Genomic DNA, 14,685 nt, shown 5'->3' on the forward strand with positions numbered 1-14,685 from the left:
GCAGACCAGGAGAGACGGGAGCCGTCAGACCAGGGAGAGATGGGAGCCGTCAGGCCCAGGTGGGGACGGGAGCCGTCAGGCAAAAGTGGGGGCGAGGGCCGTCAGGCCAGGAAAGATACGGGGCCGTCAGCTACGAGGTCCCTCGCCCCCGGCCCCACCGGTACCCACACGCGAGAGCCGCACGGCTCTCGCGTGCTCGCTCGTCCGCGCGTCGTACGACATCAACTTCGGCAGGGTCACGGCCAGCAGCCCCACGGCCGCCACGCACGCCAGGCCGCCTGACCACACCGAGGCACGTACGGACGTGAGGGACGCCACCCCGCCCGAGCGCACCTGCCCCAGTTGGGGCCCGGCGGAGAACGACAGCAACTCGATCCCGGCGAGTCTGCCGCGCAGCTCGTCGGGGATCGTCTGGTTCCACATGGTTGTGCGGAAGATGCCGCTCACCATGTCGAAGGCGCCCGAGAGCGTCAGGCACAGCAGGACGAGCCACACGTTGCCCGCGAAGCCGGCGGCCGTCATCGAGACGCCCCAGCCCAGCGCGGCCAGCACCACGGCTCTGCCGTGCCGGTGCACCCGTGCTGACCAGCCGCTCGTCGCGCTCACGAGCATCGAACCGAACGGCAGCGCCGCGTACATCAGCCCCAGCGACCATTCCGCTTCCAACTGGTCGGCCATGAAGGGGAACAGGGCGATCGGGAACGCGAACAGCATCGCGGCCACATCGACCGCGTACGTTCCCAGCAGTTCCTTGCGCCCCCACGCGTACCGCGCTCCCTCCAGGATGCCGCTCCACGAGGGCTTCTGCGCGTCGTGCGCCGCGGGCGAGGGTGCCAGCCCGCGGCTCAGCAGCACCGAGAACGCGAACGTGGCCACGTCGATCGCGTACGCCGTCTCCAGCCCCGCGTACGCGATCAGCAGGCCCGCCAGCGCGGGCCCCGCCACACCGCCCACCTGCCACCGCAGCGCGTTCAGCGCAGCCGCCGCGCTCAACTGGTCGTGCGCCACGATGCGGGGCACGATCGCGTCGAGCGCCGGGCGCTGGATGCCGGTCAGCGCGCTGGTGACCGCGGCGGCGCCGTACAGCGGCCACACCAGCGGGTGCGGCAGCAGCGTGTTGAGCAGCAGCCCCGCGGCTACGGCGCCGAGCGCGGCCTCGCTCCACAGGATCAGCCTGCGACGGTCCACGGCGTCGGCGAGCGCACCGCCGTACAGCCCGAAGACGATCAGCGGTACCAGCTCCACGGCGCCGAGCGCGCCGACCGCCGCGGCCGACCCGGTCAGCTCCTTGAGCTGAAGGGGGAGGGCCACAAAGGTCAGGAAGCTGCCGAAGACCGTGATCAGACCCGCGGTCCACAGCAGCCGGAAGTCGCGCGAGGCACGCCAGGGAGACAGATCCGGAAGCACGACGGCTCATGCTCCTCAGCCCCCCATGGCACGGCAACTGCTTTTACCCGGGCGGCTCCTCCTGCTCCACCACCAGCGGATCGAAGCGAACGAGCGCCGTGAAACCGGCCCAGACCACGCTCAACGCCCCCGCGCCGACGCGGACATACGGCGCGGGACCCGCCCCGCCCGCATCCCCCTCCCCGTCTCCGGCCCCGTCTCCGGCCCCGTCCCCGTCCCCGTCCCCGTCCCCGAGGGTGGCGAGGGCGGCGACGAGCGGGGGTTCGCCGACGAGTGCGGGCACCGAGGCCCACCGTACGAACGCGGTGCCGTGCGGTGCGCGGAGCGGCCCGGTGGAGGCCAGCCCCCACAACGGGCTGAGCGCGGTGGGGAGTTCGGTCGCCCAGCCGGTGACCCGCAGCCGCGTGCCGGGCGGAGCCCCCACAACCCGGTGCACCCGCACCTCCCACCGGCCGCGCACCAGCGTGACGCTCTCGACGCGCAGCGAGGGCACCTCGGGTGAGCCCGGCGGGAAGACGGGCCGGTGCCAGGAGGCGGCCCACCCGAACCGGCCGTCCGGCGAGGACCAGCACCCGAGGGGATGGACACGCCGCCGCACGCTCCACGTACGGGGCCGGGTGGGGAGCGCGAGCGCGACATGGTTGTCGGGCACGTTGTCCGCGGCGCACGGCCCGCTGACCGTGGAGTACGCGAACCGCGCGTACAGCGGATCCTCGTCCGCGTACGCCTCACCCTCGCGGGGCCGCACATGGTCGCTGCCGTGGTTGTGCAGCCGTACGACCCCGTCGGACCCTGTGGTCTGCACGAGGAACCCGGGTGCGGCGACGGCCAGCGCCCTGTCCTGCCCCTCGCTGGGCGCCTCTTCCTCCCGCGCGGTCCACAGCGGATCACCGGCGGGAACGAGCAGCGCCGCGAAGCCCTTGGACGCCCAGTAGGGCGAGGCCGGGCCCGAGTAGTTCTGCAGCGAGGCGTCATGGGGCCCGTGCCAGCCGAGGGTGAGCAGTCCGTCGGCGTCGAGCGCGCCCCGGTCGAGGAAGTAGCGCAGCGCGCCGCTCAGCAGCCGCCGGGAGACACCCGGCCCGAGTGGCGTGTGCCCGGTGAGCGCGCCGAGCGCGACGGCGGCACCGGCGGCGAAACGGTAGGTCAGCGAGCGCCCGAAGTGGACGGGCGCACCATCGCCCCCGAACAGCAGCGCGAAGCTCTCCAGGTGTGCGCGCAGCCGCGGACCGTAACGCTCCAACAACCGGGCATCCCCCGCGAGATGGGCATGGAGTACGGGATACAGGTGCAGCGCCCAGCCGTTGTAGTGGTCGAAGGCGCGTCCGTCCCCGTCCGCGTACCACCCGTCGCCCCGCCACCACCCGTCCAGCAGCGCGAGCCCCCGCCCGATGGCGGCGTCCGTCTCCGCGTCACCCCTGCCCACCGACTCCAGGAACCCGGCGACGGTCAGCGGGAACAGGTACCAGTTGTTCGGCGCCGGAGTGTGCCGCAGCGCACCGCGCAACCACTCCTCGGCCCGGTCCCGCACGTCACCACCGAGCCGGTCCCACAGCCACGGCCGGGTGAGTCGCAGCCCGAGCGCGACCGAGGCGGCCTCCACCATGGGCTGCCCCGCGCCCGGATGGTCGAGGATCAGCGGCCAGGACTCGGCGTCCGCACGCCCAGGCGTACGCGTACCGGCCGCAAGGCCCTCCGCATACCGCTCCAGCAACCAGGGGGTGCCCTCACCCACCTCGCCCCCGGCCCCAGCAGTACGGAAGGCGGCGGCGAGAAAAGTACGCGCGTACCCCTCCAATCCGTCCGAACGCACCCCGGAAACCGAGGCCCTCCCCGGCAGATCCAGCAGCGCCCCACCCGGACTGGCCCAGCGCCAGGCGGCACGCAGCATCCCGTCGGCGGCGGCCTCCCAATGGGCACGCGTGAACCCGGTACGAGGACTCAACTCCCAGTCAAAATCGGGCAGTAGCACCCCCGCCACCCCGCCGCCCGGCCCCGTCACGCCAGGAACTCCTTCCTGTCCCGGCGCACCCCGTGAGCGAACCCCTCACCCGCCACCCAACGGCGCACCTCGGCAATGGCGAAGTCGGCGAGCCGGTCCAACTCGTTGCCCTGCGACCCCGCGATATGCGGGGTGAGCAGCGCGTTGGGGCAGTCCCACAGCGGATGGTCCGCCGCCAGCACCTCCGGTTCGGTCACATCCAGCACCGCGCGGAGCCGCCCGGCGCGTACCTCGTCGGTCAGCGCCTCCTGATCCACGACGGCACCCCGCGCCGTGTTGATCACCGTGGCGTCGTCCCGCAGCGCGGCCAGCAGCTCGCGGCTCACCAGCCCCCGCGTCGCCTCCAGCAGCGGCGCGTGCACGCTCACCACGTCGGACACCGCGAACACCTCGCCCAACTCCGCCTTACGCGCACCCAGCGCAGCCGCCTCACCCTCATCGACGTACGGGTCGTACAGCAGCACGTCCAGATCATGGGGCCGCAGCAGCTCGATCACACGGCGCCCGATCAACGAGGCGCTGAGCACCCCCACCGTGCGCCGGTAGTTCCCCATCAACGGGTCGGGCCACAGCCAGTCCCCACGGGCGCGCGCGCTCTTGTACTCCCGTGCGGCCTCCAGCACCCGTTTCCCCGCCAGCAGGACCATCGCCACCGTGTACTCGGCCACGGGCACGGCATTCGCCACCGCCGCCGAGGACACCTCCACCCCGCGCGCCCAACACGCGTCGGTGACATGCCCCTTGATGCTCCCCGCCGTATGCACCACACCCCGCAACCGCGGAGCCCACCCCAACACCTCCGCATCCAGCACCGGACACCCCCACCCCGTGACCAACACCTCAACCTCAGCCAGCACCCCCCGCGCCTCCACCGTGCCGAAGTCATCCAGCACCAGAGGAGCCAACTCCGTCACCGAGGCCAACTCCCGCCAGACAGGCGCCTTCAGCACAACTGACGCCACGCGCCTATCCATAGCCACACCCGCACGCACGCGCATACGTTCACCTCTCACTTCACAAGAGCCTGGCCCCGATACGGCCGGGGGAGTCCAGAGGGGGCGGAGCCCCTTTTGGCGGGGGGATTGCCGGGGGGCGGAGCCCCCCGACGCCCGGCCGGCGAGGCCAACGGGGGCAAGGGGGCGAAGCCCCATATAAAAAAACAGAAACCTGGGGCAAAACCACAGGAACCACAACAGGGTACAGGGGCGAAGCCCCAAAATAACTACTTAACGCTCCCCGCAGTAAGCCCAGCCTTCCAATACCGCTGCAAAACCACAAACGCAGCAACAAGCGGCAACACAGCCAGCAACGCCCCCACCACAACCACAGGATAGTAATCCGGCGTCACAACAGCCGAACTGTTCCACACATACAGCCCCAAACTCACAGGAAAGAGCGATTGATCAGAAAGCATCACCATCGGCAGAAAGAAATTGTTCCAGATGGCAGTCAACTGAAACAGAAACACAGTGACAACCCCAGGCCCCAACATCCGCAACGCCACACGGAAATAAGACGCGAGTTCCCCCGCCCCATCAACCCGAGCAGCCTCAAGAACTTCATTCGGCACATACCCCTGACTGAAAATCCGCCCAAGATACACCCCGAAGGGGTTGAAAAGTACGGGAATGAACACCGACCAAAAGGTGTTCACCACACCAACCTTCGACGCCATGAGATACAACGGCAGCGCCAGCACAGTAGGCGGTACCATCACCCCCGCCAGCACAAGCCCGAACAGCTTCTCCTTGTGCCGGAACCTGTACTTGTCGAAGGCATAACCACACGCGACGCTGACCATCGCACCGATGAGCGCGCCGAGTACGGCGTACAACAGGCTGTTGACGTACCAACGCCCGTAAATACCGCCCTCCATGGAGAACAGCGCCGACAGATTGTCGCCCAGCGAAAAATCACCCAGCGACAACAGGTCGCTGCGAAACAGCGCGCCACGGTCCTTCGTGGCAGCCAGCAGCAGCCACAGCACAGGCAGCAGCGTGTACAGCGCGGAGAGCCCGACGATCGCGTTGACGGCGCCACGCCCCAGCATCCGGGGGCGAAGCGAAGGCGGGGTAACACTCACCGTGCGGCCTCCTCAGGCGCGCGTGCAGCGCGATTGGTCCAACGGCTGAGGCCGTAGGAAAGGGCAATGGTGACGACGAGGAGAACCACAGAGGCGGCGGCTGCCAAGCCGTAGTTGTTACGCGTGAACGCCGCATCGTAGATGTACATGTTCGGCGTGAAGCGGCTGCCGACAACGGGCGTCGACTGACTGAGCAGCATCGGTTCCGTGAACAATTGCAGCGACCAGATCAGCGTGAACATCATGACCATCACCGCAGAGCTGCGCACCAGCGGCACCTTCACCTGGAGCGCGGTGCGTACGGGCCCCGCACCGTCCACGACGGCGGCCTCGATCACCTCACGCGGAACGGCCTGGAGCGCGGCGTAGAAGATGATGACGTTGTAGCCGAGGTTGCTCCACACGGCGATGTTGACGATGGACGGCAGCACCAGATGGACCCCGAGGAAGTCGACGGTGAGGTCGGCCTTGGCGAGCAGATCGAGGACGGGGCTGAGCCCGGGCGTGTAGAGGTACAGCCAGATGATCGCGGCGATGATCCCGGGCACGGCGTGCGGCAGGAACAGCGCGAGCTGCGCTGTACGCCGCAGCCGTACGGCGCCGGAGTCGAGCAGCAGGCCGAGCGCGAGCGCGGCCACCACCATGAGCGGGATATAGACGAGGCAGTAGAGCGCGGCGGTGCCGAGCCCGGCGAGAAAGGTGGGATCGGACAGCACGGCCTCATAGCTGCGGAGCCCGGCGAAGACGGTCCGCTCGGGCCCGAACCCGAGCCCCGGCTGATCGTCGCTGAAGAAACTGAGCCAGACGGCGCCCCCCACAGGCACGAGAAAAACGACGACCAGCAACACGAGGAACGGCGCCATCAGCGCGGCACAGGCCCCCCTTTCCCGTCGCCGAGCGATACGCCGCGCACGCGCTCGGCCGGAGCCGGGCCGAGCACCGGACGAGGCGGAGGCCAAGGAAGCGGAGGCCAAGGACGAAGCGGAGGCCGAAGAAGAATCGGAGGCCAAGGACGAAGCGGAGGCCGAAGAAGAAACGGAGGCCGAAGAAGAAACAGAAGCCCAGGAAACAGAAGCCCAGGAAAACACCCTCACCGACGACCCCCCTCCCGCAACCGCGCGTCAAGCCCGAGCGACTTCAAGTCCGGCATGGTCGACCGCTGAGCCTCCTCAACCGCACCGAGAACGGTGCCGTCCCCGCCCCCGGCCCGGGCGAGCCCGTCCTGAAGGGTCTTGAGCGTGGCGGTCATCCGCGGCCCCCACGTCCAGTCGCGCGAGATGTGCCCGGCCTCGCGCCGGAAGAGGCGATAGATGTCCTGACCGGCGAAGAAGTCGGTGTCCATGGCCTTACGCACGACCGGCAGCAGCCCCTTCGCCGCCGGGTACTGGCTGCTGATACCGCTGGAGAGCCGGGCCCGCCAGGACGCCGGGCTGGAGACCTGCCACTCGATGAACTCCATGGCTTCCTTGGGATGTTCGCTGTCCTTGGTGACGGCGAACGTGGACCCACCGTGAGTGCCGACGCGGGGCTTGCCGCGCTTGAGATCGCGTTCCCACTGGGGGAGCGGCGCGACACCCCACTTGCCCTTCTGGGCGGGCTGCGCCGCCATCGTGCCGCCCGCGTCCCAGGCGCCGGTGAGCTTGCCGAACACCTCGCCGCGGCCCACCTGGGCCGTTCCGGCCTGGGTGTCGACGGAGTTGAGGAAGACGAGCTTCCTGTCGATGAGCCGCTGCCAGTACGAGGTGACCTTGCGGGTGGGCTTGTCGGTCATGGAGACGGTCCAGGTGCTGTCCGAGGTGTCGAACCAGCGGGCGCCCGCCTGCCAGGCGAACCCCGCGAGATGGTGCCCGCCGTCGGTGGGAAAGGTGGCGATGCGCGATCCGGGCTCCGCCCGCTTCACCTGGGCGGCGGCCTTCTCGAACTCCTCCCAGGTGCGGGGCACCTTGATGCCGTGCTTCTTGAACAGGTCGCGCCGGTAGAGGTAGACCATCGGCTCCACGTCCTGCGGAACGCTGAAGGTGCGCTTCTCGAACGTGGTCAACGCGAGCGCCTGCGGCAGCAGTTTGCTCCGCAGCCTGTCGCTCATCAGGGGTGTCAGATCGCGTGCGACGCCGTCTATGGCGAAGCCGGGCACCTGCGGGTACTCGATGGTGGCGACGTCGGGCGCATTGCCGGCGCGGGCGGCGTTGCTGAGCTTGGCGTAGCCGCCCAGCTGGCCGGAGGGAACCTGTTCGAAGTCGACACGGATACGGTCCTGGCTCTTGTTGAACGCGTCCACGACCTCCTGGCTGCCGCGCAGCGACGACCAGAACGTGAGGTGAACGGGGCCGTCGCCAAGGGAGTTCCTGGCGTCGGCTCCCTCTCCACCTGAGCCTGTGCAGGCCGTGGTGACGAGCAGGGCTGCGGTGGCGAGTGCGGTGAGTGCGATGCGGATACGACGGGCGTGCACAGGGTGCCTCCTTGGGGCGGAGGGGGGAACACCGGCATCCTGATCGCCCCCGAGGAAGGGGTCAATGGGTCGATCAGAAGAAACTAAAACGGTCAAACGATCGGCAGGCGACCGAAGTTCGCCGACCGGCACAGGGGAGAAGGCACAACGGGACGGGCGCGGAACAAGCGCGGCGCTAGCCGAGCAAGCACGGCGGCCCAGCCGCAGCCGCCCCCTCACACCTCGACGGCCGACCCCCGTATCTTCAGCTCGGGCAGCAGCCCGACATGGCGTACCGCCTCCGGCGCGACCCCGCGCGGATGCTCCAGCCGGTGCAGCAACAGTTCGGCCGCGACGCGCCCCAACTCCTCCTTCGGCGGCGAGACCGCCGTCAGCGGCGGGCTGCCCAGTGCCGCGACCATGTCGTCGTACGCGACGACCGAGCACTCCTCCGGCACCCGTACGCCCGCGTCCCGCAACTGCTGCACCAGCATCAGCGCGTCCACGTCAGCGTGCAGCACGGCCGCCGTCGCACGGTGTTCGCTGAGCACCGCGGCCAGCTCGACCGGCGGCGCCGCGCCCTCGCCCTCGGGCGGCGGTTCGGGGGTGGCGTGCTGCGAGCTGAGCACCGTGGTCCATGCCTCGACCTCGGGCCGCGCCCGCGCGATCTCGGCGAAGGCAGCACGCAGCGTGCGCGCCGTCGGGCTGTCGTCGCGGGCCGCGAGCACGATACGGCGGTGGCCGAGCCCGATCAGGTGCTCCAGCGCCAGATGCGCCCCGTACCAGTGGTCGCTGCGTACCGAGTCCATCGCGTGCAGCGCGGAGCCCGGTGCCGCAGCACGCTCCAACAGCACGGCGGGAACGGGGAGTTCGGCCATCCAGCGCTCGTCCAGCGCGGGTGCGTCCGCCGTACGCCAGCGCGGCGCGATCAGCAGTCCGCGCGCACCCTGCTCCAGCGCCTGGCGGGCCATGGTCTGCTCGGCGCCCGGTACGTGCTGCGCGATGTGCATCGCCATCCGTACCCCCGCGCCCTCCAGCGCGGTCCTGGCGCCGCGTACCGCCTCGAACAGGTAGGAGTGGTGCTCGGGAACGATCAGCCCGACGGGTGCCCCGCCGTGCGGAAGCGGCTGCGCCGGCGCGAGCGAACGGGCCACGCCGTGCCCCCGCCGCACCTTTCCCTGCCGGGCCAGCTCCTCGACGTCCCGCCGCAGCGTGACGACGGAGACCCCCAACTCGTCGGCCAGGTCCGCGACCCGTACCTCACCGCGCAGCCGTACGGCCTCGACCACACGCTCCCGCCGCGTCACGGAGTGCTCCCGCATCCGGCCCCCTGTTCGTTTGACCGTTTTCCCCCGCAGCATAGCGATCACCGGACAGCGGGGCACCGTCCCACCTGGGGAGCTGGGGAGCTGGGGAGCTGGGGAGCAGGACAGCGGGGCAGCCCGTCTCACCGCCGGCGGACGCCAGGGCTACGAGGTGGTCGGCCGGCCAGGGGCCGCGCTCACCAGGGCGCGGGCGCGGGGGCCGTGAGGTGGTCGGCGAGGCGGGTGAGGTGGTCGCGCAGCCGGCGGGGCGCCCGGGAGCGTGCCGCGACGGACTCTCCCGCAGCCGCGCTCACCAGGTGCTGGACGGTCTCCAGGCCGATACCGTCCGGGCCCTCGGAGGTCAGGGACTCGTGGGCCAGTGCGGAGAGTTCGCACTCCGCTTCGGGCGAGGCGAGCGCGAAGACCGTGGCACCGGCGCGGCGCGCGCCGTCCACCCGTTCCAGCAGGGCTTCCCCCGCGCCCCGCCCCTCGCTCACGACGAGCAGCGTCTCGGCGCGGCCTGCGGACTCGACGCGGCCCAGACCGACGGAGAGGTGCGCGGGGGCCGAACGGGGCACGGTGTGCCGTACGAGGGTGGGCGCCAGCTCGGGCAGCCCCGACCACGCCGCCTCGTCGTCGAGGTGCGCCGCCAGGTGCCAGGGCTCGTAGGTCGCGGTGCCGACCAGCAGCAGCCCGCCGCCCCGCGCGCCGACCGTGCTCCGCAGCGCACCCCCGAACCGCCGGGTGTCACGGAGCCATTCGCTTCCCGCCAAGATCTCGCGCAGTGCCGCGACCTGTACCGCATCCATACCGCCGGATTGTCGCCCCGGCGTCAGGACCGCGCTGCGGCGACGGCACCAACGTCCCCCGAAAGGGGTTCATGTCCCGTTCCTTGACGGCCTCTTCCGGTCTGCCTACGGTGCGCGACAGGACAAGGGACGTTCTACCTTTGGTGGTCAAGGGACGTTCTCCCTTTGGCAGTTGGAGCCGCTCCATGCCGTACGAGAACTCCGCTCCGAACCAGGACTCCGCTCGGAACCAGAGCTCAGCGCCGTACGAGACCTCCGTGCCGTTCCGGGCCGGCAGCGAGGGGTACGCCAGCTTCCGCATCCCCGCGTGTGTGCGGGCACCCGACGGTGCCGTACTCGCGTTCGCCGAGGGCAGGGTCGACTCGTCGGCCGACAGCGGCGACATCGACATCGTCGCGAAGCGGTCCGAGGACGGCGGCCTCACCTGGGGGCGCCTCCAGGTCGTCGCCGAGCACGGCGACGGCACGGCGGGCAATCCCGCGCCCGTGGTGCTCGCCGAAGGCCGGCTGCTGCTGGTGTTCGTGCGCAACGCCGCGGCGGCGACCGAGGACCGTATCCGCCGCGGTCTGGTCACGCAGGCCGACGGGCGCCGCGTATGGGTGAGGCACAGCGACGACGGCGGTGCGACCTGGAGCGAGCCCCGCGAGATCACCGAAGCGGTCAAGCGGCCCGAATGGCGCTGGTACGCCACAACACCGGGGCACGCGATCCAGCTGGACGCGGGCCCGGGCGCCGGCCGCGTCGTCGTACCCGCCAACCACTCGATCCCGCCGAGCGAGCCGGGCGACAACGGTACCGAGGGCCGCTACAACGGCGGCCACGACCTGCTCAGCGACGACGGCGGAGCCACCTGGCGCCTCGGCTACCTCGACGACGACCCGGACGGCCGGGTGAACGTCAACGAGACAACGGCGGCCCAACTCCCCGATGGCCGCGTCTACTTCAACACCCGTAACGACACCGAGCCCCCGGCGCCCGCCGCGCACCGCGCCGACGCCGTGTCCGAGGACGGCGGCGAGACGCTGACGGCGCCCTTCGAGCCGAAACCCGAACTGACGGCTCCCGTCGTGCAGGGCAGTGTCCTGCAACTCCGCGACCCCGACGTGCTGTTGTTCTCGGCCCCCGCCGACCCCGAGCTGCGCCGCCGTATGACCGTACGCGCGAGCGACGACGGCGGCGTCACCTGGCGCACGGCGCACACCGTGGACGAGCGGCCCGCCGCCTACTCCGACCTGGTGCGCGTGGACCGGACCACGCTCGGACTGCTCTACGAGACGGGCGAAACCAGCGCGTACAGCACGGTCACCTTCCGGCGCGTTCCCGTGGAGGAGCTGACATGAGCACTGGGGCGGGACCGGGAACGAGAGCGGAGGCGGGGGCGGGAAGGGGTGTGGGCCGCAGGGCCGTACTCGGCGCAGCCGCTGCCGCAGGGGCCACGCTCGCCGCCGGGTGCGGGGGCGGCGACGACGGCGGGGGTGAAGGACCGCGCGTGCGCAAGAAGGGCGAGAAGATCACGCTCACCTTCTGGGCATGGGTGCCGGGCATCGAGAAGCCCGTGGCGATGTGGAACGAGCGGCACCCCGAGGTACGTGTCAAGGTCGAGAAGGTCTCGCCCGTCGACGGCGCGCAGTACGCCAAGATGCACGCGGCCGTGAAGGCGGGCAACCCGCCCGATCTGGGCCAGATCGAGTACATGACCGTACCCAGCTTCCTCCTCGGCAACGGCCTCGCCGACCTCACCGAGCACGGCGCGGCCGAGGTCAAGGACCGTTTCACCGGCTGGCAGTGGGCCCAGTCCGTCTTCGGGAAGTCCGTCTTCGCCATCCCGCAGGCATCGGGGCCCATGGGCCTCTTCTACCGCGAGGACCTGTTCGGCAGATGGGGCCTGGAGCCGCCCGCCACCTGGGAGGAGTACGAGGAGACGGCGCGGCGCGTCCGCGCAGAGGGCGCGTACATCGAGACGTTCGCACCGACCAACGGGTACCGCTTCGCCGGCTACGCCTGGCAGGCCGGCGCGCGGTGGTTCCGTGCCGAGGGCGACGAGTGGACCGTCACCGTGGACGACGCGCCCACCCGCAAGGTCGTCGACCTGTGGGAACGGCTGGTCAGGGAGAAGCTCGTCCGCACCGACCCCGACCGGCAGAACGCCTGGTACAAGAACCTCCAGACCGGCCGCATCGCCGCCTGGCTCGGCGCCGGCTGGGGTGATGCGCTGATCGTCGGCAACGCGCCCAAGACCAAGGGCGCCTGGCGTGTGGCGCCGCTCCCGCAGTGGCGCGAGGGCGACAACGCGCACGCCAACTGGGGCGGTTCGACCACCGCCGTCTTCGCCAAGTGCCGCTACCCGAAGGACGCGACGGACTTCGCCGTCTGGCTCAACTCCGACCCCCGTGCCCTCCAGGCCCTCATCGAGGGCGGCGCCGGATGGCCCGCCGCCACCCGCGGCTGGAAGCCGGCCGACACCGAGAAGAACCGTGCCTTCTTCGGGGGCCAGCACTACAGCGACGTCTTCGCGCGCGCCGACAGGGCCGTGGACACCCGGTGGCAGTGGGGCCCGCTGATGGACACCTTCCAGCAGCGCTTCGGCGACGCCTTCACCGACGCGGTCACCGACCGGAACATGTCCTTCCGTAAGGCGCTGGCGCAGGTGCAGCGGGAGACGGTCACGGACCTGAAGGACAAGGGGCTGAAGGTGAAGGCGGGTTGAGGTGGCACCCCCCAACGCGCGCGGCCCCCGCCGCACCGGCCGTACGGGCCACACAGGTCACGCCGATTACACCGGCCGCACGGGCCTTACGCGCCGCACGGGCCTTACGCACCGCACGGGCCTTACGCACCGCACCGGCCTCACGCACCGCACGGGCCGCGCGCGGCACACGCGGTCGGCTGCCGGGTTCCTGCTGCCGTTCGGCGCGCTCTTCCTCCTCACCTTCGTCGCGCCGATCGCCTACGCCCTCTACGAGAGCCTGCTCAAGCCCACCCGCAGCGGCCCGCTCGGACTCGGCGGAACGGGCACGGCCTTCGCCGGCCTCGACAACTACGCGCATGCCCTGGACGACGGCCTCTTCCTGACCGGCTTCGGGCGGGTGCTGCTCTTCGCCGTCGTACAGATCCCGCTGATGCTGCTGCTCGCCACCGCGCTGGCGCTGCTCCTGGACTCCGCTTCGGCGCGGTGGGTCGGCTTCTTCCGTACCGCGTACTTCCTGCCCTACGGCGTTCCCGGAGTGATCGCCTCCATCCTGTGGGGCTTCCTCTACGTCCCCGGGATCAGCCCGCTGGTGGAACTGGCGCGGGGCGTCGGCGCCGACGTCGACTTCCTCTCCCAGTCCACCGTCCTGTGGTCCATCGCCAACATCGTCACCTGGCAGTTCACCGGCTACAACATGCTCGTGCTGATCGCGCAGCTCAAGTCCGTACCCGGCGAGCTGTACGAGGCGGCCCGTATCGACGGCGCGAGCGCGTGGCAGACCGCACGGCACATCAAGCTCGCGCTCATCCGGCCCGCGCTCGTCCTCACCACGGTCTTCAGCATCATCGGCACCATTCAGCTGTTCGCCGAACCGATGGTCCTCAAGCCGCTGGCCCCCGCCATCGACTCCGGCTACACCCCCAACCTGCACGCCTACCACCAGGCGTTCAAGAGCAACAACCAGCACGCGGCAGCCGCCGAGGCCGTACTCATCGCACTCGTCGCGTGCGTGCTCTCGTTCGGCTTCCTGCGGCTCGTCGGCAGCCAACGGGAGCGCGACCGGTGACCCCGCCGCGCCCGCCGACGCGGGCAGGGGCGACCCCCCTGCGCCTCCGCGTCCTCGTCCTCTCCCTCCTCACCGTCGCCGCGCTCTACTTCCTGCTGCCCGTCTACTGGCTTGCCGTCTCCGCCACCAAGTCCAGCGGTGACCTCTTCGGCACCTTCGGCCTCTGGTTCGCCGACCCCCGCCCCCTCGAACGCCTCGGCGACCTGCTCCGCTTCGACAACCACGTCTTCCTGCGCTGGTCGCTCAACAGCCTCCTCTACGCGGGCGGAGGCGCGCTCGCCGCGACCCTGCTGTCGGCGGCGGCCGGATACGCGCTCGCCAAGTTCCCCTTTCCCGGGCGCGAGACGGTCTTCAACGTCGTACTCGCCGGGGTGCTGCTCCCGCACACCGTGCTCGCCCTGCCGCTCTACCTGCTCTTCAGCGAGATCGGCCTGGTCAACACCTACTGGGCGGTGCTGCTGCCCAGCGTGGTCAGCCCCTTCGGCGTCTACCTGTGCCGGATCTACGCCACGGCGGCCGTGCCCGACTCCCTGCTGGAGGCCGCCCGTATCGACGGTGCCGGCGAGGCCCGGATCTTCCGCACGCTGGGGCTGCGCATGATGGCGCCCGCGCTGGTCACCGTCTTCCTCTTCCAGTTCGTACACATCTGGAACAGTTTCTTCCTGCCCCTGGTGATGCTGTCCGACTCGGACCTCTACCCCATCCAACTCGGCCTGACGACCTGGCAGGGCTACGCCGACCGCCAGCCCGAGCTGTACCAGTACACGGTCGGCGGCGCCTTCCTCTCCGTCCTGCCCCTGATGCTCCTGATCGGCGCACTCCAGCGGTACTGGCGCGCGGGCCTCACCGAGGGCAGCGTCAAGAACTGACCCGAGGCCGGAGAACCGTAAGCGGGCCCGG

General features: G+C 70.5%; 12 protein-coding genes. 4 read left to right on the top strand and 8 right to left on the bottom strand.

Annotated features, from left to right (window positions below; all coding sequences use genetic code 11):
- Nucleotides 1–126: 126 nt before the first annotated feature.
- The 8 genes from NMN56_RS16370 to NMN56_RS16405 form a co-directional block, all read right to left on the bottom strand.
- Nucleotides 127–1,407, bottom strand: a complete 1,281-nt coding sequence (locus NMN56_RS16370) for an MFS transporter (RefSeq protein WP_274039541.1) — start codon at nt 1,405–1,407, stop codon at nt 127–129.
- A 43-nt stretch (nt 1,408–1,450) separates the two neighbouring features.
- Nucleotides 1,451–3,406, bottom strand: a complete 1,956-nt coding sequence (locus NMN56_RS16375) for a DUF2264 domain-containing protein (RefSeq protein ID WP_274039540.1) — start codon at nt 3,404–3,406, stop codon at nt 1,451–1,453.
- Nucleotides 3,403–4,404 carry a hydroxyacid dehydrogenase gene (locus tag NMN56_RS16380; RefSeq protein ID WP_430542599.1) on the bottom strand — a complete coding sequence of 334 codons (1,002 nt, stop codon included), beginning with the start codon at nt 4,402–4,404 and terminating at the stop codon, nt 3,403–3,405. Before NMN56_RS16380 ends, NMN56_RS16375 begins: the two co-directional genes overlap by 4 nt.
- A 224-nt stretch (nt 4,405–4,628) precedes the next feature.
- On the bottom strand, nt 4,629–5,489 hold the full coding sequence (locus tag NMN56_RS16385) for a carbohydrate ABC transporter permease (RefSeq protein WP_274039539.1): 861 nt from the start codon (nt 5,487–5,489) through the stop codon (nt 4,629–4,631).
- On the bottom strand, nt 5,486–6,463 hold the full coding sequence (locus tag NMN56_RS16390) for a carbohydrate ABC transporter permease (RefSeq protein WP_430542600.1): 978 nt from the start codon (nt 6,461–6,463) through the stop codon (nt 5,486–5,488). The genes NMN56_RS16385 and NMN56_RS16390 overlap by 4 nt, the downstream gene beginning before the upstream one ends.
- A gap of 116 nt (nt 6,464–6,579) precedes the next feature.
- A complete protein-coding gene (locus NMN56_RS16395) occupies nt 6,580–7,938 on the bottom strand; it encodes an ABC transporter substrate-binding protein (protein WP_274039538.1) in 1,359 nt (452 codons plus the stop codon).
- A gap of 215 nt (nt 7,939–8,153) precedes the next feature.
- The gene (locus tag NMN56_RS16400) at nt 8,154–9,239 is read right to left on the bottom strand and encodes a substrate-binding domain-containing protein (RefSeq protein ID WP_274039537.1); all 1,086 of its coding nucleotides are present in this window, start codon (nt 9,237–9,239) and stop codon (nt 8,154–8,156) included.
- A gap of 179 nt (nt 9,240–9,418) precedes the next feature.
- Nucleotides 9,419–10,030, bottom strand: coding sequence for a hypothetical protein (locus NMN56_RS16405; RefSeq protein WP_274039536.1), 612 nt, complete (start codon nt 10,028–10,030; stop codon nt 9,419–9,421).
- Between the two features lie 185 nt (nt 10,031–10,215).
- Between NMN56_RS16405 and NMN56_RS16410 the strand changes: the two genes are divergently transcribed.
- From NMN56_RS16410 to NMN56_RS16425, 4 genes are all read left to right on the top strand, one after another.
- On the top strand, nt 10,216–11,370 hold the full coding sequence (locus NMN56_RS16410; RefSeq protein ID WP_274039535.1) for a sialidase family protein: 1,155 nt from the start codon (nt 10,216–10,218) through the stop codon (nt 11,368–11,370).
- Nucleotides 11,367–12,737, top strand: a complete 1,371-nt coding sequence (locus tag NMN56_RS16415; protein ID WP_274039534.1) for an ABC transporter substrate-binding protein — start codon at nt 11,367–11,369, stop codon at nt 12,735–12,737. The genes NMN56_RS16410 and NMN56_RS16415 overlap by 4 nt, the downstream gene beginning before the upstream one ends.
- 190 nt (nt 12,738–12,927) lie before the next feature.
- The gene (locus NMN56_RS16420) at nt 12,928–13,785 is read left to right on the top strand and encodes a carbohydrate ABC transporter permease (RefSeq protein ID WP_274039961.1); all 858 of its coding nucleotides are present in this window, start codon (nt 12,928–12,930) and stop codon (nt 13,783–13,785) included.
- Nucleotides 13,782–14,654 (top strand): carbohydrate ABC transporter permease, encoded by an 873-nt coding sequence (locus tag NMN56_RS16425; RefSeq protein WP_274039533.1) that lies wholly within the window; start codon nt 13,782–13,784, stop codon nt 14,652–14,654. The genes NMN56_RS16420 and NMN56_RS16425 overlap by 4 nt, the downstream gene beginning before the upstream one ends.
- The last annotated feature ends 31 nt before the right edge of the window (nt 14,655–14,685 follow it).

This window comes from Streptomyces iconiensis, assembly GCF_028657195.3.
Lineage (GTDB): Bacteria > Actinomycetota > Actinomycetes > Streptomycetales > Streptomycetaceae > Streptomyces > Streptomyces iconiensis.